At 66.8% G+C, this 23,068-nt stretch carries 1 protein-coding gene (only partly in view); it reads right to left on the bottom strand.

All 23,068 nt of this window come from inside a single coding sequence — locus QUV35_RS07415, LEPR-XLL domain-containing protein (protein ID WP_300872129.1), on the bottom strand. Of the gene's 42,324 coding nucleotides, 14,919 precede the window and 4,337 follow it; the stretch shown corresponds to coding positions 14,920-37,987 — codons 4,974 (complete) to 12,663 (partial); the first complete codon in reading order (the gene reads right to left) occupies window positions 23,066-23,068. Both codon boundaries (start and stop) fall beyond the window edges.

Genomic DNA, 23,068 nt, shown 5'->3' with positions numbered 1-23,068 from the left:
CGCTCAGCACCAGCGTGTTCCCGACCGTGTCTGCATCCAGACGCCCAGTCACGTCGATCCAGCCCGCGCCGGTCTCGCCGCTGCCGGCGCGAACGATCGAGTCGCCCTGCACCATCACGGCGTCGTCGATCAGCACGTCGCCCTGCATCGTGATGTCGGTATCCATCAAGGTGGTCGTGTTGCCGGGGCCGAACACATGAAGGTCCACGCCGGAGACCACGCCGCTGATGTTCACGGCGCCGCCCGCCTGTGGTGACTTCAGGGTCAGCGGCACATCGAAGCGGATGCCGGCGGGATCGCTCACCCCCATGGTGATGGTGCCACTGCTGGCATCGCTGCCGATGATCAGTTCCAGCACCTTCAGCTTGGTCAGCTCCTCGCTGTCGAGGAACAGGCTGCCGTCGTAACCCGTGACGTCTGCAGCCCCGATCACGATCGCGGTGTTGTTCTCGACCGGTCGAATGCGCAGTTCCTCCAGCGCATTGCTCAACTGGGCGGCGTTGCTCACGTCGAACAGGTTGGTGATCACGTCGGCACCGGCGCCCGTGGGTACCGTCACATCGACGTTGGGCGTTGCCGAGGCAAAGCTCACGCCATTGACGGCCTTGAGCTCACCGTTGAGGCTGATTCGCTGGGTGACGTCGAAGTGGATGAACGACGCCGTCACGGCGGTGGTGAAGGTGACACGATCGGCCACCACGATCAGGCCGGTCTGGCCCAGATCGATGAAGTCCTGCCCTTGCGGTGGCGTGACGGTGATGTCGTCGCCGACCAGGCGGATGGCACCCAGTCCGGTCTCGAAGTCCACCCGTTCGACGCCGCTGATCACGCTGCCATTGCCCAGCGCAATCCGGTTGCCGGTGGTCGACAGGGACAGTGCCTTGAAATTCAGCCGCAATTCATCCTGGCCGCTGCCGGCAGCGTCCTGGATCGAAAGCAGGCGCTGGGTCGTGCCCAGGGTGTTGCCCAGATTCAGGACATACACATCATCGCCGCCGGTGCGGTCCACGAGCACCGGCTTGATCCCCAGGCGAGCCAGGGTGAACAAGTCGTCACCTTCGCTGAGCGTGACCACGCCCAGGTTGTCCGCGGCCACCCGCAGGTTGTTGCCACCCGGGTTGAAGATCTCGAAGTTGGTGGCGTTGTAGTACGCCGACACCCCGGGGTTGACGGGCTGCACCTCGCTGCGCAGCGTGGCCACCAGGCGCAAGTCCTTCTCGCCCTGTTGGAGAACCAACACCAGCTCGTCGTCGATCGCCAGCCCGTTGACCTGGCTGAAGCCGCCACTGACGGTGTCGAAGGTCATGATGACGAATTCGTCCCCCGCTTGCGGAGCAAAGCCGTTGTACAGGACCACGTCCAGCACACCAGCCAGGCGGGCCTCGCCGGCCACCTGGACCTGGTCGTGGCTGGTCTCTGTCCATCCCGGCTCGGTGCCGCCGAGTTCGATCACGAGCCTGGCGTTGCTGGCCTGCACGAAGGTCGTCACTTCCAGCAAGCCCGGCGAATTGCCGGGGGCAAGGATGCCGTTGTTGACAAAGGCGCCCTGCAGCTGCGACGGGAACAACGGGACCTCGGGCAGCGTGCCCGAGAACTCGAAGACATTGAGTCCCTGGTTGTCGACGATTCGGTTGGCGCCCATGCCGTCGAGGAACACATAGGCGTCGTCGCCGAGTCCTCCCACCAGACGGTTCATGTCACTGCCGGCGTAGAACCTGTCGACACCTCCCGCGCCGCTCAACTGGTTCTCTCCCGCGCCGGAAACCAGCACGTCGCCGCCCTCGGCACCGGTCAGGCGATCGTTGCCCGAGCCGCCGATCAGCACCACCTTGGCGGTGCTGCCGGCCCTGGCGGTCATGACGTTGTTGCCCGAGCGGCTGACCGCAAGGCCACCCGCATGACCCAGCAGGATGGTGTCGTCGCCGTCACCACCGTCTGCAAACACCGTGGCGGTGTACAGGTTGCTCGCGTCGAGCTGGTCATTGCCCTGACCCATTTCGATCACGACCTGGGTGACGCCTCTGTAGCGCTGGTGGTACATGCCGTTGAACTCGACATCGACGATACCGTCCTTGCCGCTGAGCACGAAGCGCTCGGCCAGGTCGGCGGTGTCGATGAAACGCCGCTCGCCAGCGGAGGCACCCGCGTTCAGGTACAGCGTGCCGCCCTCCACCCGACCCAGCACGGGCTCGGGGTTCGGCGAGCGGTAATCCAGATCGAGCAACTGCACCTTGAACAGATCGACCTGGAAGGTCTTGGAAAAGATGCCGATGCCGATCTTGGCGAAGGCGCTGGCCCGCACGAACAGGTCGGCCGAGAAGTTGAACAGGTTCAACGCTCCCAGCGGAATCTGACCCGGCTCCTGGTAGGTCAACATCGAGATGACCTCGGAGCCCCGCACCTTGCCGTCCGCCTTGTTGATGACGTCAATGACCTGTCCGTCGCCGTCACGCACCACGGTGTTGGTGGACGGGTCGTTGAGGTCGATCCCCACCACCACTTCGATGGAACCCTTCAGGCCCAGGGTCAGGACACCGAAGCCCAGACCGGCCGACAGGCCGATGTCGAAATTCAGCGTGACCTCGTTCTTGTCGATACCACCGGTACCCGGCACAAACTTGCCGCCGACAAAGTCAGGCAGGCTGACATCGCTGATGAAGAAGCCGTCGACCACCTGCAGGACGTTGCCCGTCTCGAAGGCCTTGCGGATGCCGAAGGTATCAAAGCCGAACGCGAGATCGACCTTTGCCGCGACGCCCCCGAAGGCGCCAATTTCCAGCACCGGAATCGGGCTGGGAATGCCCACCAGCGGCAGCAGGGGAATGCTCGCGATGACCGCATCAAAGCGGAAGCCGAACTGCAACAGCGGCATCTCGTAAGTGAACAGGGTGGCGTCACCACCGCTCAGGATCTTGGCCCAGTTGGCGATGTCGCTGACGTATTCCCACATGCGGAAGCCGGAGCGGGCCGACATGCTGCTGCTCCCGCCTGTGGACCCGTTCTCGACTTCCTGGATCAGGGCCGCAAACTCGCTGCTGGGCGTGCTGCTCACACCGCTGCCCAGTCCGACCATGTCCAGCAGGTTGCCGGTCTCGAACGACACGTTCTGGCTGCCAATGCCGTAGATGCTGCCCAGCAGCAGTTCGCCGCCGTTCTTGGCAATGCCGTCCAGCATGGCCGGCAAGGCCAGCATGGTGCGCGCAGCGTCCACGAAAGACCAGTCGATGGTTGGAATTTTCGGAACCCTGGGGGCATTGATGTCGTTGATGACATCGACCAGCAGGTCGATCACGCCCTTGAGGGTGGGATCGGACAACAACACATCGAGGCCATCGATGGGGGTGTACAAGGCATCGAGAATCGGGCGAATCGGCTCCAGCATGTCGGCCACCTTCTGGGCCACCGGGGCCAGGAAGTCCAGCACGAAGGAGTTCAGATCCATCCGCAGGTACTCGACGTTGAGCGAGGGTGCCGCGAAGTTGTCGCCCAGACGCCAGTTCCAGTCAAAGACGATGTCGGCCTTGAGTTTCGGCAGGATGCTCGCCCCCGCAATCGACAGCGTGGTGGCCAGACGCACATTGGCCTGCAGACCAAAGTCAAGGTCGAAGGCCTGCGTCGGGTTGCCCAGGATGCCGCCCAGGGTGAGGCGGTTGGCGCTGTTGCCGTTGAGCCCGATGTACAGGCCACCCGCCAGCCCGCTGGGCTGAAAGCCGGCCTTGAGCGCATCGGTGTCCTGGTCCTCGACCTCGGCCTTGAAGAACAGGAATTGCCCATCGCCGGCAAACGGCGTGGTGACATCGGGGTCCAGCGGCGCGCCGTCCAGGTACAGACCCACATCGAAGGCGAACTCCGGCGTGCCGTCGGCGTTGCTGCTCAGGTAGAAGCCGTCCTTGGCGGACAGGCCGAAGCCGAAATCGAACGACCAGTCCACAGCCAGCGCAAAGCCGCCATCGATGTTGAGGTTGATGCCGGGAATGTCGAAATCGATCGGGATGTCGATGCCGCCGCCAATCAGGCGTCCACCCAGCTGGGCATTGACCTGCAAGGCGTCGGCGTGGTCGGGCAACTCCATGCCCAGCTTCCACTCGGTGATGCGCACGCCATTGGCGTCGTACAGGCCCACATCGACGTCGTCGATGCCGACCACACCATCGCCATTGGTGTCCTGCAGCATCTGCAGTGAGGTGAAGGTCTGGTACAGCGTTCCCTGCACCACTTCCAGCAACTTGCCTTCGCCGCGCAGGCTTTCGCGCAGATCCAGCAGCAGGCCGCTGCGCAGATCGCCGATCATGCCGCCGGCCTGCACCAGCTTGCCGCCAATCAGCGGAATGTCGCTGGCCAGACTGCTTTCGAACAGGTCTTGAACCACGCCCAGACCCATGTCGATGCCGTCGAGCAGCGGCGACGGATCGTTGATGAGGTTGAGCAACACATTGCCGGCACCGGCGGCCGCGTCTTCAACCACGCCGACGATGTCGGGCAACTCGAACAGGATGGGCGAGTCCGCGCCTTTGGTGGGGTCGTTGGCCAGATGCAGGAAGAGCTGGCGAAGACCATCACCTTCGTACACCGGGTTGGTCTGCAAGCTCATGCTGCCCAGCGGCAGCTGGAGCGCGCCCAGCATCACCGCCATCGGCAGGTCCATCGAGAAACCGCCGATCAGGTCGACCGTGACGTCGCCCTGCTTGTAGCCCAGCACCAGACGGGCGGCCTCGGGGGTTTCGCCCTGCGCATCGAGCTGGCCATCGGCATCGAACACGATGTGGCCATCCACCACGCCCACAGCCAAGGCACCAATGCCGAACTTGAGGGCCAGATCTTCGCCCACGAAACGCGCGCCGACCTCCAGCCTGGTGGCCTCGCCGATAGCGATCACCGGTGGCTTGTCTTTGGTGTCCCGGCCCGGCAGTGCGATTTCCACCGCCAGCACCAGGTTGGCAAAGGCTTCCAGGTCGATGCGGGCACCCCCGTTGATGTTGACCAGATTGCCCAGCTTGCCGTCCGACGGCAAGCCGGCCAGCGCCAGCAGGCTGTCCACGTCGAGGTTGACGTTGAAGCTCGACGCGTAGGCCGCGCCCAGGTTCAGGCTCATCTCGAGCACGCCCTTGTCGGCGTTGACCGCGAGCCGGAAGAGATCCGGGTCGCGGATGCCGAGTGCCGCCTCGATCGTGAGTTCAACCTGCTGGAACAAGGCCGTCGGGGTGGAACCCGCGGCCTGGATGCCGGCGAGGAAGGTGTCGGTGAAGTCGAGCAACTCGCTCAGCGAACGGTCGATGATGGGCAGCGCCTGGGTGTAGAAGGCCTGCTGGCCCAGCACATTGGTCACCACCTCGATGCCCGAGCGCAGGCCTTCGACGATGACCGCATAGCCCAGGTTGCTGACGTCAAACGCCCGGCCCAGATCGGGCAGCACCGCGATGACGTCGTTCACGCCGGTGGGGTTGGCCCGCTGCCAGGCATCCAGGTCAAACGCGGGGTCGGTCACGACCTGGAAGGACGAGAAGTCCAGCAGGTTCTGCACATAGATGCCCAGCTCGAGGTCTGGCGCGATCGCAATGTCGATGACACCACCGCTGACGCTCAGGCCCTTGATGCGTGCATAGGCTTCGCCGCTTGCACCGAATTTGAAGTCACCCAGGAAGGAGCCGGTGAGCAGGTCCCCGAAGCTGTAGCGCGCGCTGTCGGTGGTGGCCGGATCGCGATCGCGGTCCAGCACCAGCTCGATACCGGCGCTCAGGCCCACACCCGAGCCGCTGCCTGCGCCACCTGCGGTCATGCCCAGGAAGCCCAGGGCAACGGCGACTTCGAGGTCGACCACCGTGAGCGTCACATCGCCAGCCAGACGCAGCTGGTCGATCGCAAACGCCACGCCAGTCGGGCCCAGGTTGAGGATCAGGTCCACACCGGCGCTCAGATCGAGATCGAAGGTCCCGCGCGCTGATGTGGACAGCGCCAGGGCACTGCCGAAGTTGAAGCCCAGATCGATCGGTGTGTCGATGCCGACCAGCTTTTCCTTGAACACGATGGGCAGACGCAGGTCTCCCGTGACCGGGTTCCAGGACGCCAGTTGCCCGGCCCCCAGCACGCCCGAGGCGTTGAGCGCTGCGACGAATTCCTGCACCGTCTGGATGCGCTGCACCGGGGCCTCGACCTGGTAAGGAAGGACGGTGGTGGTGACGCCAAAGACGCTGGAGAGCACCAGCGAATCGCCGGACGCACTGACCTCGGTGATGCTCACGGTGCGCGGACTGCCGTCAATGCGCACCAGCTTGCCCACCATGTCGGCGGTGAAGACGGTGCCATCCGTGGCACGCAGGACGGTGGAGCCCTCGGTCACATCGGCCAGGCCCGAAGCCAGCACGGTGACCGGGCGGTTGAAGTTGATCTTGCCGATCACCTCGCGGTCAAACAGGTCCGCCAGATCCAGCACCTGGTCCAGTGCGTCCTTGATGAAGGGCAAGTCGCCCACCAGGGCGGCGGTGTCGACCGTCTGCAGGTAGTCGAGCAACTCGGGAAGCGCCAGGATCAGACGTTCGATCGAGACACTGCCAAAACTCAGGAACTGGTCAAAATTGACCGCGGCAAATTCAAGCGGCGGTCCACCGAACAGGCTGCCGTCCACCGTGAGGCGGGCGGCCTTGGCCGGATCCAGCGAACCGAGCTCGACACCGGCCACCGAGGCGTACACCGGCAGGTCAAGCTGGACGTTGTTCTGGGTGAGCGCGAAGTTGAATGCCCCGTTGACCAGACTGGCCGTGCCGCCCAGGACAGCCGAGAAGCTGCCTTTTTCGGCCCCAAGCTCGTTGCTGCCGATGCTCACACCCAGCGGACCGAGCAAGGCAGCAAAGACGATGTCGTTGGCTGCCAACTCGGCGCCAAAACTCAGTTCGTTGAGCGCGAAGCTGGCTTTCAGACCATCGGTCCAGTCGACCTTGAACTCCAGATCAACCGCTGCAGACACGGCCGCCGTGAGCGCCACCGAGCCGTCCAGCGTCAGGCCGATGGCCTCGAAGCCGGCGGAGAAATCGACAGGGAGCTCCAGCACCGACGCCAGCGCTCCCTTGAAGCCCAGCTGCAGGCCCTGGGTGTCGAAGACAAAGAACAGGCCTTCCCCGGCCTCGTTGGACACTTCGTCCAGCAGCTGCGGCGCCCAGTTGGCTTTCAGGTAGGCGTCCAGACCGCGCAAGGTCTTCAAACCGCCGGCCAGCGCCGGCGCGGGCAGCAGCGGGTAGGTTGTGGGATCCAGATAGGCCTGGATGTAGTCGCCCACACCCAGCAGGCGCGAGATGCCCACCAGTTCGTCGAGGCGCAGGTCGATGAAAGGCAACGGTGCGGCCGCTTCCAGACCCAGCTTCAACTCGCTCAGCGGCGCTGCAAGACCCATCAGGGCACTTTCCAGCACACCCCCGATGGAGACGTCAATACCGTCGCTGAGCTGCAAGTCCACCACATCGGCAGCGTTGGCGAACTGAACCACCACGGTTTCACTGCCCGCCAGCACACTGCGGTTGATGGACTGGCCACTCTGGTTGATGCGAATGGCCAGGCCGGCAATCAGGTCCACCCCTTCAAGCAGCGGCACCACGGTGCGACCGGAGGCGTTCAGCGCCCAGCCGCCGTTGGCTGTGACCACCAGACCGACCTCGCCGTCGTAAACAGACACCGTCTTGCCGCCCAGCTCCACCGTGAGCTGCAACGCGGTGCCACCCACCAGCATCTCACCGCCTTCGAGCGTGAAGCCGAAGCTGCCCTGGATCTCGAACAGGTCGGCCAGCGCCAGCGTCAGGTCGCCCCCGATACTCAGCAGCTCGCCGCTGTGGCCCAGCTTCACGCCACCGGTGCTGGTGGCAGGCGTCTGGGTGAAGTCGATGGCCACACCGGCGCTGTCGGCGGTGTTCAGGCTCACGGACAGGCCACCGGCCTTGACCGTCAGGCCGGGAACACCCTGCAGGCTCACGGCTTGTGCACCGGCCTGCAAGGCCACATAGCTCTGGCCGACCGTGCTCTGGCCAATCACCATGGACAGGCTGGCACCTTCGACCACCAGCGCCACGCCGCCGTATCCGGCGCGCATCGTCAGGCTGTCGGCGGTGAAGGTGGTGACGGACGTCATCAGTTCGGATATGCCGTTGCTCATCACCACCCGCTGGTCAGAGGCGCTGCCGATGCCGACCCGGCCCTCGATGCTCAGGTAGTCGCCCACCGTGATCGCCACATCGGCGCCCAGCGAGAAGAACGCACCCCGGCTGGCCGCAAAGTTCAGCGCCAGCGAGGTGTTGGCGTCCAGCGCCAGGGTCAGCGGGTCCTTTGCCCAGTCATAGACCGGGGTGGTCGTGCCCGACACACCACCGGCGGCCTGGTTGAACTGCAGGCCAATGCGCGTGGCCGAGAAGTTCAGACCGGCCACATCGGCCAGACCGAAGTCGACCTCGACCCCCACGCTGGCCGCCTTGGCGTCCATCGCAGACCAGCTGCGCGCGGTTTGACCCGCTGCCGGCCTGGCCTCGGTGTACAGGGCAAAGCCGAGCTCGACACCACTCAAGGCAATCGCCGCACCGCTGCCACCGGCCACGCCGGCATCCAGCAAGGCTTCAAGATCGCTTGCAGCGGCCACCAGGGTGTTGACCACCACGGTCTCTTGGCCCACGGTGATGCTGCGCTCGGCCTGGCGCAACAGCACCGTGCCGGAAGCGGTCAGCGCATCGCCGACCCCCAGGTTGAACGTGCCTGCTGCTTCGAACAGCTGTCCCTTGAAATCCAGGGTGGCCACCGGCGTTGCCGGGCTGCCAAAGCGCTGAACCTGGGCCGTCCAGTCCAGGGTGGCGGCATCACTCAGTGGGGAGATGACCACACCGCTTGACCCGCCCTGCTCGTCGACGCCGGACGTGATGCCATACACCTGGTTCAACCGCAACCGCACATCGGTGCCCTGGGCCACCAGGCCAAACGACTCGGCGCCCACCACTCCCAGCGCAGCGGCGCTGCCGTCCAGGCTGAGCCAGCTGCGTGTCTCTGCGCCCACCTGGCCCGTGGCCAGCACCAGGCCGACGTTCAGATTCTCGATCGCAAAGCCCAGTCCGCTGCCGGAACCGGCAAAGCCGTCCACGCCCGCACCGCTCACGCGCAGCACCGTGGCCTGCACCGTGCTGCCGTCGCTGAGCATGAGGTCCTGCCGGCCCTGCTCGAAGCCCATGCGCCCATTCAGGCGCAGCGTGTCTCCGACTGCGATCTCCACATCGCCCACCACACGCACCACCGGCCCGACGCTGCCGTCCAGCGCCAGGTGGATGCTGCTGGTGTTGCCGGTGCCGATCACCAGCGGCGTGGTCTTGAAGTCCAGCACACTGCCGTCGCTGGCAGCCTGGTTGATTTCCACAGCGAGCGAGGTCACCGACAGCGTGATGCCATCGACACCCACCACCGCAGCCCGTGCGGCCTCGGCGGTGAGCGCAGTCCACTGGCGGGACGGTGCGGCCTGGTCGCTCAGCAAGGCCAGGCCAAAAGCCATGTCCTCCAGCACAAAGCCCACCGCATCGGGGTTGATGCCGTCCGGCTGGCCGTCACCGTTGGCATCGGCACCGACGCGGTAGGGCCCGTTGACCCCCGCAAAGGCACTCAGCCCCGTGCCGCCCACCGTCAACGCATCCACCGTGACGGACGTGCCGTCGGCCAGCTTCAGTTCACGGGTCGATTTCGCAAAGCCCAGGGAGCCCGAGACCTGCAGGTAGTCGGCCACACCCAGCTCGAACGAGCCCGAGGCACGCACCAGCGGGCCGGCGGCACCGTCCAGCGTCAGCGCCATGGAGGTGCCGGTTCCGGTCACCACCCCGAGGTTCTTGCGCTGGAAGTCGATCACGCGCTGGGCCGCCTGCTCACCGGCTTGCAGGCCGGAGACCAGGTTGATGTCGACCACGATGCCCGAGGCCGCCAGGGTGATCCCGTCCAGACCCACCACCGCCACCTCGGCGGCGCTGGCCTGCAGCGCCAGCCAGCGGGCGCTGGCCAGCGCGGCCGGGCTGTCGCCAGGCACGGCCGACAGCAGCGCCAGGGCGAAGTCCACACCGCCGAGCGTGAAGCCCATGGCGTCTTCATTCACGCCGTCGGGCACGCCGTCGCCATCGACGTCTGCGCCCGTGCGGTACGGCCCGTTCAGCCCAGCAAACGCGTTCAGATTGCTGCCGCCCACGGTCAGGGCGTCCACCGTCACATAGGTGCCATCGGCGAGCACCACCTCGCGGGTGGACTTCTCGAAGCCGAGCGTTCCACCGACATGGAAGAAACCCCCGACGCTGATCTCGAACCCGCCCGAGACCCGGATCAGCTCGCCGAGCTTTCCGTCCATGGCCAAGCCGAGGCTGCTGCCGGGGCCGGTGACCACGCTGATCGCGGTGCCGGCGTTCTTGAAGTCAATCACCCGATCGGCCCGCACGGCGCCCGCGCCCAGTCCGTTGACCAGGTTGATCGCCACGTTCAGGTTCTCTGCCTGCAGGGTCAGGCCATCGACGCCCACAAAGGCGACCTTGCCTGCGCTCGCTTCGAGCGCCGTCCAGGTCACACCCTCAAGCCCCGGCTGGCCAGACTTGGCCGCGAACAGGGCCAGACCAAACTCCACCTCTTCCAGCACGAAGCCCAGGGCTGCGCTGTTGATGGCGCCCGCTGCGTTGCGGTACGGGCCGTTGAGGCCGGCAAACGCGTTCAGACCGGTGCCGCCAAACGACAGGTAATCGGTCTCGACCACCGTGGCATCGGCCAGCGTCACGCTGCGGCTGGACTTCTCGAAGCCCATCGAGCCGCCGACGTTGAAGAACCCGGCCACACCGAGCTCAAAGTCGCCCGAGGCGCGCAGCAACTCGCCCACGCTGCCGTCCACGCCGAGCTGGCGAGCGGACTGGCTGCCGGTGGCCACCTTGAGCGAGCTCGCTCCCGCGGAAAAATCGAGCACCCAGGCATCGGCGTCCTGGCCGGCGGCCACGCCGGCCACCAGGTTCACCGCCACCTCGATCCGGCTCGCCGATGCCGTCACCGACGGCACACCGACCAAAGCCACCTCACCCGCGCTGGCTTCCAGCGTGGTCCATTGCAGGCCCGCCGCCGGGCCCGAGGCCTCGCGCGACCAGGCCAGTGCGAGGCCAAACTCCGCGTCCGACATCGTCAGCCCGAGCGCGCTGGCGCTGGTCTCGTCGGGCAGGCCGTCGCGATTGGCGTCCGCACCGCTGCGGTAAGGGCCGTTGATACCCACAAACGCGTCCAGGCCGGTGCCCCCGAAGGTGAGCACGTCGGCCACCATGGTGGCGTCGTTGGCCAGGGTCAGCGTCTGGCGCGATTTCTCAATCGCCACGCTGCCATTGAGGTGGACAAAACCGCCCACCGAGATCTCGAACTGGCCGGCAGCCCGCACCACCTCACCCAGTTGGCCGTCGACGCCCAGCAGCAGCGACTTGCCCGTGCCGGTGACCACTTGCAAGGGCATGGCTGCAAAGTCGATGACTTTGCGCTCGTCGTCGCTGCCGTTGACCTGGTTGATCGTCACCGAAAGGTCGGTGGGTTTGAGCACCAGGTCGGCGGGCAAGCCCACCAGCAGGTCGATCGCACCCACGCTGGCCTGCAGGGCGGTCCAGCTCAGGCCGTCCAGCGAAGCCGAAGCCGCGTCTTTCTGGCCCGGCTTGGCACTGAGCAGGGCCAGGCCGAACTCGACCTCGCGCACACCAAAGCCGCGTGCTTGCGGGTTGACGCTGCCGTCCTCCAGCAGGTAGGGGCCGCCGATGCCCACAAAGGCATCCAGGCCGGTACCGCCCACCGTCAAGACCTCGGTCTCGACCTCGCTGCCATCGGCCAGCGTCACGGTGGTCGAGGACTTCTCGAAGCCCAGCGAACCCTCCACATGGAAAAATTCGCTCACCGACAGGGTCACGTCGCCCGTGGCCCGCACCAGCTGGCCCTGTGCGCCGTCCATCGACAGCGCCAGGCTGCGCCCGGTGCCGGTCACCACCGACAGGTTGCGGGCCGCAAAGTCGATCACCTTGCGGTCGGCATCAAAACCGGCCGGCACGCCCGACACCAGGTTGATCGCCACGCCGATGTTGCGCACCGCGATCTCCACATCGGGTATGCCCACCACCGTCACCTCGGCGGCCGACGCCTGCAGCGCGGTCCAGTTCAGACCTGCTGCCGCCGGCTGCCCGGGCTGGGCCGAGAGCAAGGCCAGGCCAAACTCGACCCCGCTCAGGCTCAGGCCGATCGCGTCAGGGTTGACCACCTGCGTGCCCTGCTTGTAAGGCCCGCCGACACCGGCAAAGGCCTCCAGGCCGGTGCCGCCCACCGTCAGCACCCGGGTTTTCACGCTGCTGCCGTCGGCCAGCACCACCTGCTCGTCGGCGGTGCGAAAGCCCATGGAGCCGGCCACGTGGAAGAAGCCCCCCACGGCCAGCTGGAAGTCACCGGCCAGCACCAGCTGGGTGCCGTTGGCTCCCAGGAAGTCAATGGCCATCGTCTGGTCGCCGACCGCCACCAGCCGCACCGCCGCCGGGGCGGGAGCGAAGTCGATCACCGTGCCGTCGCTGCCCAGGTTGATGGCCACCGACAGGTTCGAGGCCTGTGCCTGCACACCTGCGATGTCCAGACCCAGCGGCGTGCCCTGCTCGGCGCCGGCCTTCAGGCCCAGCCAGCTGCGATCGCTGCCCTGCTCTCGGTGGAAGCTCACGCCCACATCCACACCCGTCAGCGCAAAGCCGGTGGCCAGCGGGTTGAGGTCGTCCGGCACGCCGTCGTTGTTGGCATCGGCGCCGGTGAACTGCGGGCCGTTGAGGCCCGCGAAGGCAGACAGACCCGTGCCTCCCAGGCGCCAGGCCAGGGTCTTGGCCAGCGAGCCGTCGCTGAGCGATACCTCGCTCAGACCGTTCTCCAGCTGCAGCCGCCCGGCCAGGTGGAAGAAGTCCGACACCCGCAGGCGCACATCGGCCTCGTAGCGGCGCTCAAAACCGAAGTGATCGGGGTTGAGGAACAGACCAATGGCGTCGTTGTCGGCCTGGGTCGCACCCAGCAAGCCGAGTTCGGCCACCGGGCGCTGCGCCACCACCAGGCGCAGACCGGTCTGGGCGGTTTCGCCGTCCACCGCATCGACCCGCAGGAAGCTGCTCCCGTCGTCGTGACCAAACAGGCCGCTGGCGTCGTTGAACCGACCCAGGATCGACGTGGCCTGCAACAGCTGGAACGCCTCACCGAGCACGGGTGTGAAGCCATCCTCGTTGTGCAGCGCCAGCCGGCCGCTCAGCGTCAGCTGGCCGGTCACTTCCATGCGGTCGAACTGGCCGACGATGCGGCCGGTCTCGGCATCGACCGCAGCCGGTGCGACCCCGCCGAGGCGGAAGGTGTAGGTCTGGCCGGCCAGCAGCGTCTGGTTGCCCAGCACCTGCAACAGGCCCGGCGTGCCACCGAAGGCAAAGCCGGCCCGCGCCTCCAGGCCGTTGGCCGCGGCGATGCGCACCAGGCCGGCACCCGCCAGCAGGCGCGCCTCGCCGTTGAGGATCACCCGATCGGCCGCCGCCAGATGGATCTCACCGTCGCCGGTGACCGCGCCGCCAGGCATGGCGCCGGTCTGGGACGCACCTTCAAATTCGATCACCTGACCGGTGGTCGACACACGAATATCGCCCCCGGCTGCCTGCAGGCCCGCGCCCACCAGGCGAAGCGAAGCCGTCGATGCCAGGTGAATGCCACCCTGGCCGGCCTGCGCCTGCAGCGTGGTGGCCGCCACGTCCAGCACGCGGCCCGCGCGGCCCACCGCATCGGCCACGTTCAGCGCGATGTGCAGAGCCTGCAGATCCAGGTCGTCGGCTCCCGCCGCATCGGCATCGAGCAAGGCGCCCAGGCGCGACGTCACGCCCAGCGTGCCGGTGCTGGCCACCGAGGCCAGCACCACGTCGCCCGCCGCACTCAGGTCCACCGGACCGGTTGCCGTGATTTGTGCGCCTTGAGCCTGCGACAGGGAGCCCCCCTGCGCGTTCAAGCTCACCGAGGCCGCCGTCAGGCTTGACCCGTTCAGCTGGGCCCAGTTGCCGGCGGCGCTCAGGTGAACCGAACCGTCCACCGCCTGCACAGCGCCCACCAGGCGCATGCTGCCGGACGCATTCAGCCGCAGCTCGTCCGCACCCAGCAGGTCGAGCGCCAGCACGTCCACATCCCCGGCCACGGTCATGCGGGCATTGCCCGCCTGCACCGAGACGCTCAGGCTGCCGGTCTGCACCCGCAGCCCGGCGGTCTGGCCGGTGGCCCCGATGCCGGTGGCCGCACCCAGGCTGACCTGGACGCCGGCGACATGGGGATAACCGTCGTCCGAAGCGCCGTCGATGGCGCCGGCCAGGGCGCTCAGCACAACACTGCCGCGCTCGGCCACCACGGTGCCCACACGCAGGTCGCCCGCCATGGCATGGATGTGAATGTCGGCCGTGCCGCTGCCTTCGGCCAGACCGGCCGCGGCGCTGAGCACCCCGCCGTCCAGCACCACCTGCAGCGCCGCGCCGCTGGCGCCCACGCCCTGGCCCGCGGCCAGCACGATGTTGCTGGCCTGCAGCTGCCCCGCGGGCAGCGAATGCACCAGTGCACCCGTGGCACTGAGGTCCAGCGTGCCGCTGGTGAGCAGGCTCGCGCCCAGGGCAATGTCGCCACCGGCCACCAGCTTCACGCTGCTCAGCACGTGACCACTGGTCACGCCCACGGTGATCGTGCCCGTGGCGCGCACCCACAGCGCCCCGTTGAAGCCGCTCAAGCCGCTCAGGAATGCATCGTCGATCGTGACATCGCCGTCGCGCAACACCGCGCCTTCCCGCTTGGTCTGGTTCTGGCTCAAGCGGCCGCCACCGATGAACCCCACCGCCAGCAGCGACAGGGACAAGGTGGTCAGAGGCTCGATGGCCTCGGCGTCGAGGTCCATGGTGCCTTCAACGCTTTCCAGCGTGACCTGCGCACCCGCTGCGGCCTGCACCGTCTGCACCACCAGGTCGCCCGCGTTGCGCACGTCGATGCCGCCACCGGCGGCCCGCAGGTCGACCAGCGTCAGCGCACGCAGGCTGCCGTCCGCATTCGCCGCCTGGCTCAGGGTGATGCCGCCCACCGCACTGCTGGCCGACACCTGGTCCACCGAGAGGGTGAGGGCGGTCGCGATCTCGCGGGCCGACAACACCAGGTCGGCCGCGCGCAAGGCTGGGTCCCGCAACGTCGCGGCCTGACGCAGCACCCCCTGTGCCGCGCTCAGTTCCAGCCGGCCTGCGGCCGACGCATCGATGCGCCCCTCCAGCACGATGTCGCCCGCACCACCGGCCACCAGGGCCACACCGCCGCTGCCGCTGCGGATGGCAAAACCACCGTCGAGCACCGGCGTGCTGCGCACGGTGATGCTGCCGTCCACCGTTGCCACCCGCACGCCCCCGGTGCCCGAGGTGAACAGGCCGCTTTGTGCACGGTCGGTCACCTGCACGGCATCGGAACCGGCCCACGACCGGAACAGCACCAGGTCGCTCACCGCACCCAGGGTCAGGTCGCCCTGGTTGAGCAACACGATGTCGCCACCGCCGCTGCGGGCGCTGAGCGTCTGCACATCGGTGCGCAGCGCCGCGCCGGTCTGGCCGATGGCGCTGCCGGCTTGCAGACGCAAGGAACCGGCACGGATGTCGGTGATGTCGGCCAACCCCCGGCTGATCGCGCCGCCCTGCGCCACCAGGCTCACCATGCCGGAGCCGGCATCCACCCGGCCCAGCGCCAGGCTGTCCAGGGCCGCCAGTCGCACCGTTCCGCCCTGGCTGTCCACCACCGTGCCGCTGGCCATGGTCAGTGCACCACCCAGCGCCTCCATGTCGATCACACCCCCGAGGGTGGACACCCTCGAATCGCCTTCGATCCGCAGGGCGCCGGCCGATTGCAGCAGCACCGTGCCCGCCACACCCGAGGCCTGACCCGCTGCCGGGTCCACCGCCAGCGTGCGCACATCCAGCGCCACCACCACATCGGCCGCCAGCGTCAGATCACCGGCCAGCGTGGCCAGGGCCACACCGCCGGCCGTGCTGTTCAAGCCGGTGGCGGTGTCGCTGAGCGCCTGCGTGCCGGTGGGCACCACGCGTGAGAGCGCCACCGCGACCGCGTCGATGCGAATCGCCTGCGCCGCACGCAGCGCCAGCTCGCCACCCGCTTGCGCGGCCACCCGGGCCACGCCGATCTCCAGCGGCTGCCCGGCACGACCGAGGCTGCCCACATTGCCTGCGGCCTTCACCAGCAGGGCGCCGCCTTCCAGCGCCAGCACACCTGGGGTGCCGCCGACGATGTCGCCCGTGGCCGAGACCAGGGCGATGTCGCCACTGCCCGCCACCACACGGCCCAGGAGGATGTCGCCCGCCGCGGCCAGGCGCACCGAGCCACCCAGCGAAGCGTCTGTGGTGATCAGCGCACCCGGGCGCTGTTCCAGTTGGCCGGTCATGGCCTCGATGTCGATGCTGCCGCCGCGGTTGCTCACCGTGGCCGTGGCACGCTGCACCACCGAGCCCTGCGCCAGCAGGCTCATCGACGCGCCCACGGCGTTCACGGTGGAATTGAGCGTCAGGTTCCCTGCGCCACCCGACACGTCCGTGCCCAGATCGGCGCCCGCCTGCAGCAGCAGGCGGAGCGGGCCGTTGCCCTGGCCGTCCAGCGCCACTTTCGCGTCCATGCGCAGGTCGCCACTGGTGCGAACCAGCACGCCGGCGTCGGTGTTGCCGATCACCAGACCGTCGCCCACCACCGCCAGGTCGCCCCGGTTGTCGATGGCGATCAGGCCGCGCAGCGAAGCTGGCCCCGTGGTGGTCGCCTGCAAGGTCGACACCTCGGTGACCAGTGCGCCGTCCGGGAAGGAAGGACTTGCAAACTGGCCGATCAGGCCGCTGGCCTTGAGCACCAGGTCTGTGGCGCGCAGGTTGGCGCGCTCGCCATCGAGCGCGTCGCGGGCGTCCACGATGTCGCCCGTCTGCACAACCAGTCGGGCTGTGCTGCCGGCTTGCAAGGTCCCCAGGCGCGCATCGCCAGACACCACGTCCAGGTTCAGATGCCCGCCTGCGGTGGCCTGCAGACGCCCACCGATGATGGTGAGCAACAAGGCATCTGTCGCAGCGCCGCCGATGTCGCCACCGGCACGCAGTTGCATGTCGCTCGCCTGCAAGTGGGTGGTCTGGCCGGCAGCACCGGTCACGTCACCCGTTGCATCGAGCCGCAACCGGTCCAGCCCCTGAAGGCGCTGGACCGTGATGTCGCCGTTGGCACCGATGACGACATCGCCTTCGGAGCGCACGTCAACCTGGCCACTGACGGCCACCCGCACTTCGTCCCACACCTGCACCAGCACACGTTCGATGACGAAGTTGTTGGCCACCACGTCGCCGGTCTTGAGGTCGGCGACGTTGTCCCGTGAGGAGGCCACCACGGCGGCGTTGCCAGCCGCGGAAGGGGGCACTTTTTCCCAGAACTCGATGTTGTTGAACACCGCTTCGCTGCCGATGAAGAAAGTGGCGTCCGGTCCCTTGTAGCGGTAGAGCGCGTAATCCACCCGAAGAACGTCGCTGGGTCGCGCCTGGGCCAGCACCGCCTTGTGCTCTGCCGACAGCAGATCAAACTGACCCGGGTTGCTGATCGTCATGCGGCCGCTGGAGCGGCCCACGTCGGTGCCGTCGCCCCGCGTGAGCAGCGTGAGGTTTTTCGCCTCGATGTTGAGCAGGCCGGTGGCCTCCACCGGCGCCTGGCCGGGCATGGGTGCATGCGGATACAGGCGGGCCATCAGCGCCGGTGAGAGCGTGTAGCGGACCTGGTCTGCGCTCACCAGCCCTTTGTCGACCAGGGCCTGCAGGCGCGCGTCGAGCACGCCGCTGCTGCTGTCCAGGCGCAGGCCGGTGTAGGCGGCGTTGACGATGGAGCCGTCGCGGGTGTCGAGCAGAACGTCGCCGCCGATGGACGTGATGGAGGCCGTGGCACCGGCGATGGTGCGGGCCGCGATCAGCCGCAGATCGCCGGCCACTTCCTGGATCCGGATCTCGCCGCTGGCGCGGGCGGCCACACCGCCATTGCCGGTGCGGTTCGAGTCGAGCCGCACTTCCATGCCGCCCAGGCCGGCGTCGAGTTCGACCCGGTTGCCTTCGACCATGCCGTTGCGACCGTCGATGCCGTTGTAGGCACGCACACTGACGTCGCCACCGGCCAGGATCTGGCCCAGCTTGAACGACCGATCGGCGTCGTCGTCCAGCAAGGTGATGTTGATGTCGCCCGCCGAGCGGATGTGGGTGAGTCCGGTGACGTTCTGCAGCGTCACGCTGATGCTGCTGAGCGTGTCGATGATGGGCGCAGCGCCCGAAATGACGGCGTCCCGACCAAAGCTCAGTTGATCGGCACCGATCGAGACGGTGCCCGGGGCAGCGCCGGCGAACGGATTGTCCAGCGGTGGCAGGATGCCCAGGGCGTCGGGGTCGCCACCCAGGCTGACGCTGCCAGACATGACCAGCGCGCCCTTGCTCTGGATGTTGATTTCAGGGGTCCTGGGCCCTTCAATGAAGCTGACGGCGATCGGGTGGTCGGCGCGCAGCGCATGCGTGTAGTAGTCCTTCAGGCCGGTGACCGTGATGGTCTCCACGTGGATCGTCTTCTTGCTGAACCACCCACCGCCGGTCTTCCAGGTCTTGACCGTGCGGCTCGAGTTGACGTAGTCGCTGGCGTATTTTTCCGTCTTGGTGTCGACCCAGGCACGCGCCTGCTCGATCGTGCCGAAGGATTCTCCGGTGGCGATCCAGAGCGAGGTGTCACCGAAATCGGTGCTGATCAGGCTCACCTGTTCGGCAGAGCCGACATAGGTGTAGACACGGCGTGACGCGACATCGACCACCTTGGAGAGGTCCTTGACCAGCGCCACGGTTTCATCGACACGCTGCTCGTACACCACCAGGTAGGCGAAGTCACTGGCCACGGCGCCACTGGGCAGCCGGATACCACTGGTCAACCCTTCGGACTCCAGCAATGGCGTCGCGTCGCGGAAGGCATCGTCCTCCTTCACCTTGTTCTTGTCGGCGATCAGACCATCGATCTCGAACAGGCCCGGAATGATCGAGAAGCTGTTTTTCTCGAACTTTTCCAGCCGGGTGCGGGTTTTTTCCTGGCCCTCGACCCAGACGTAGTACTGCCCCTCCTCGGGGCGGTACAGCAAGACCTCGTCGATGCCGTGCAGGCCGGTGGCGCCCTGTTTGTCGTAACGGATGGCCTGGATGTCGCCCGGGATCGCCGGATCGGCCGGCACCAGCACACCCTGGAACTGCTCGACGGTGACCTGCCCGTTGCGGGCCTCATAGACGCTTCTGCTCAGGGTGCCGCTGTCGGTGATGGTGATGGTGCCGACCCGGTTGGTCGACACATCGATGCGGTCGGCCGCCAGCTTCCAGTTGCTGTGGTTGGTGATGTTGACGCTGGCGTAGCCGCTGGCCACCCGCAGGTGACCGTTGCCGGTGCTGACGATCTGCCCAGTCAGGTTGATCTTGCCGCCTTTGGCGACGATGGGGTCGAGCAGGATGGTGCCGCTGGCCGCATCAAAGAAACCGGTGACCGGCACGTTGTCCGGCCCGTAGCTGATGCCCGCCAGGGTGTTGCCCAGCGCATCGGTGAACCCGGTGGAAACACCGGGGCTGAAGCTCTCGTCGATCACCAGGGTGTACTGGTCCACCCCGCTTTGCACCAGACCGTTGATGTTGAGGTACTTGGCACGGATGTTGATGTCACCCAGCGCCAGCACCCGCGAACTGTTGTCCAGGATGCCGCTGAGCAAGCCCGACAAGGCCGGATCGCCGAGCGAACCGAACACGATGGCCGCTGACCGTCCCTGGTCGTTGAACACCCGGGATGAAAAGTCGCGGGTGTAGTTGACGTACTGGCGCGGGTCGGCCCCGGTGTGGTACCAGGCGTCGCTGCTGAGGTCAAAATTGCCTTTGGCGGCGATTTCGACCGTCTTGGCGCGCAGCTCGCCGGTGACCGAAATGCTGCCGTCCAGGTTTTTCAGCACCAGGCGGCCGGCCTCGTTGACCACGTTGCCGCGCACATACAGGTCTTGCGGCAGCGGGGGAATCGTCAGGTCGTAGGCGGCGCTGGGGTAACCGTCCTGGACGATCTGGATCAGGCTGTCGGCTGCACCGGTGCCATCGGCCGAGACCTTGACCGAGTTGAAATAGACATGGCCTGCATCCAGCACCACCAGCTCACCATCGATCATCGTGGTGCGGCTGTTGCCTGACACACCCACGTTGTTGACCTGCAAACCGAACGGGGTCGTGTTCAGCACGTTGATGGTGGCGCCCTGTCGGGCCACAAACTGGCTGGCAATGGTCGCGGGCAGCGGTTTGCTCGCGGCATCGGCCTCGATGAGGATGGAGCCGGGCGAGGCGAACAGGTCGGGCAACTCAACCACAAAGACATCGAGGTCCTTGGGCGCGACCAGCGTGCCCCCCTCGCTGCCCAGGGTCTCACCGATGCCCAGATCCTTCAGGGCTTGCTCGACCTGATCGAGTTCGGCCTGGTAACGCGCAATCGCTTCGGCGTTGCCGGCGTGGCTGGCGATCCAGCCCAGGATCGTCTCGCGCTGGTCGATCAGCTTGTTGCCCACATTGGCGTAGACCAGGCGTGGCGTGGCCAGCTCGCGCGGCTTGATGATGTAGAACTTGCCTTCCAGGCTGGTGCGGAAGTTGCGGCCAATGTCGCTGCTGAACAGCAGCGCCTCGGACCAGACGTCCGAGCTGGTGTAGTTCTGCGCGGCCAGATCCAGCGTCTGTTCTGTGCCGCTGTAACGGTAGATCTCGCCGTTGAAGCGCACATAGGTGATGCCCGCCTGGGCCAGCACCGTGCCGCTGGTGACTTCCAGCACCTGCACCTTGTTCCACTGCCGGGCGTCGCTGTAGTCCTGCAGTTCCAGCTGCAGGTCGGTCTGGGCGTCGGCGCCCGGATTGAAGACATAAAACGCGCCGGTCTCACCGCCGAGGGCCACGCGGCTGCCATCGAGCTTGTCGGCAGCGACCTCCACCAGAGTGCCCGCGCCAATGTTGATCGCGATGTTGTCGGCCTGCAGCAGGGCATACACATAGTCCTGGTCGGCGTCCAGGTTCAGCGCCGCCTTCTCCAGCGTCGTCAATGCGGTGCCGATGCGGACCGGATCGAGCTTGGGCTCACCGTTGACCACCATGGGCAGCACATGCATCAACAGCTGGTTCTGAATGCCCGCTTCAATGCGCACCTGCTCGGTCACGCTGACGCGGTTGCTGCTGTTGATCTTCCCGCCATCGGGCACATCCACGGCGTACGGGATCAGCGACAGGGACAACACCAGTCCATCGGTGTTGGGCAGGCTCAGGCTCTCCTTGGCCACCAGATTGACATCTCGCAGCGCGCGCAGCGACGAGCTGCCCGAGAGCAGCACCTCGTTCTTTTCATCGATCACCATCGTCGGCACCGGAATGCCCACCCCGGCCAGACCCACCAGGGTCATGTTGGCCTGGGCATCGCCGCGCAACAGGTTGGGAATGGCAAAACCGTCACGACCCGCGTAGAGGTTGACGTTCATCGCACGCAACGAGGCGTCGTGGGCCGAGATCACGTTGCTGGCGTTGATGCGGCCGGTGGCGATCGAGCCACCGCCACTGACCGCCGCAGCGGAGAACAGCGTGCTGCCGGGGTTCACCCGGGTGTCCGTCTTGGCGGTGACGGTGATGTCGCCACTGTTGTTGGAGAGCGTTGCCCCGTTGAGGAACACACCGGTTTCGGTGTGGGTCCTGAGCGCCGATTCACCCACCGACAGGCCCAGGCCCGAGACGCCCTCGATCCGCACGTTGTCGGTCGCAAGGACGTCGATGAAGGCCTCCATGCGCAGTTTGCCGGGGGCGGCAGCGTCACCCGCCACCACCATGCGCGTGCCGTCGCCCAGGCTGACCCGCGCGCTCATGGGATTCGATGCACTGCCGAAACTGGTTTCGCTCAGCAGCACGCTCACATTGACCAGGCCGGCCGAGCCGGAACGCAGGTTGTCCTGCAGGGAATAGCGGTCCTTCTTGACCCGGTTGTTGGCCAGCACGGTGATGCTGCCGGCCTCGATGCTGTTGTTGGCGCCAATGCGGACATCGGCGGAGCTGTTGAAGCTGTTGCTCACCAGGGCGCCACTGCCGGCGAGCAAGCCCACCGCCAGGTTCAGGCTCTGTGAGTCCACGTCCTGGTCATGCACCACGCTCAGCACCAGGGTGCCCACGGCAATGTTGTTGTTGTCGCCCATCACCAGCACGGCCTGGCTGTCCATGGACAGGCTGGAATAACCACCCGAGATACCCACCAGCGAGCCGCCGGTGGCGGCCACGCTCTGGACATCGAGGATGTCCTTGCTGTCCACATCGATGTTCAGACGGCTGGCCTGCAGGTCCACCGCATGGCCCAGGCCGGCCAGCACGCGGGCACGCTCCTTGATGGTGGCCGAGGACACGCCCACCGAGACCCCGGTGCTGACACTGATGGATGCGGTCTCGACGTTGGCCGTCTGGCGCCCCAGCGCCTTGATGTCGACTTCGGCGGCGCGCACCGTGCTGGTGCGAATGCCGGCGGTGATTTCCGGATTCAACTCGATCAGCGTCACGGTGCCACTGGCAGCGGCGGCGATCGCGCCCAGGCTCACGGCGGTGGCCTCGACCAGTGCGTCGGCCCGCATCAAACCTTCGGACACCACCAGCAGCTTGCCGGTGGTCTGAACCGTGGCATCGCTGATGTCGGCATCGATCAGCGAGTCGATCACGGCACTGGCGCGCGCACCACCGCCGGCCAGTGAAATCAGCCCCGCCGCGGCGGCCACGGCCTGTGCCCGGGCGTCGATCACGGCACCCCCTCGGGCGCTCACCTGAATGTCGCTGCCCGCCTGAACATTGGCGCCCTTGAGACCGGCCAGCACCGACTGGTCGATGCGGTTGTCGGCCAGTGACACACCCACTGCGGCAGCGCCGCCGATGCCGATGGCCGCCGCCAGCGAGACCGCCTTGGCATCTGCATCGATGCT

Origin of the sequence: Hydrogenophaga sp. (genome assembly GCF_030373225.1) — a bacterium.
GTDB lineage: Bacteria > Pseudomonadota > Gammaproteobacteria > Burkholderiales > Burkholderiaceae_C > Hydrogenophaga.
Note: the sequence above shows the minus strand (reverse complement) of the source record. Positions and strands in the feature narration are given on the sequence as shown.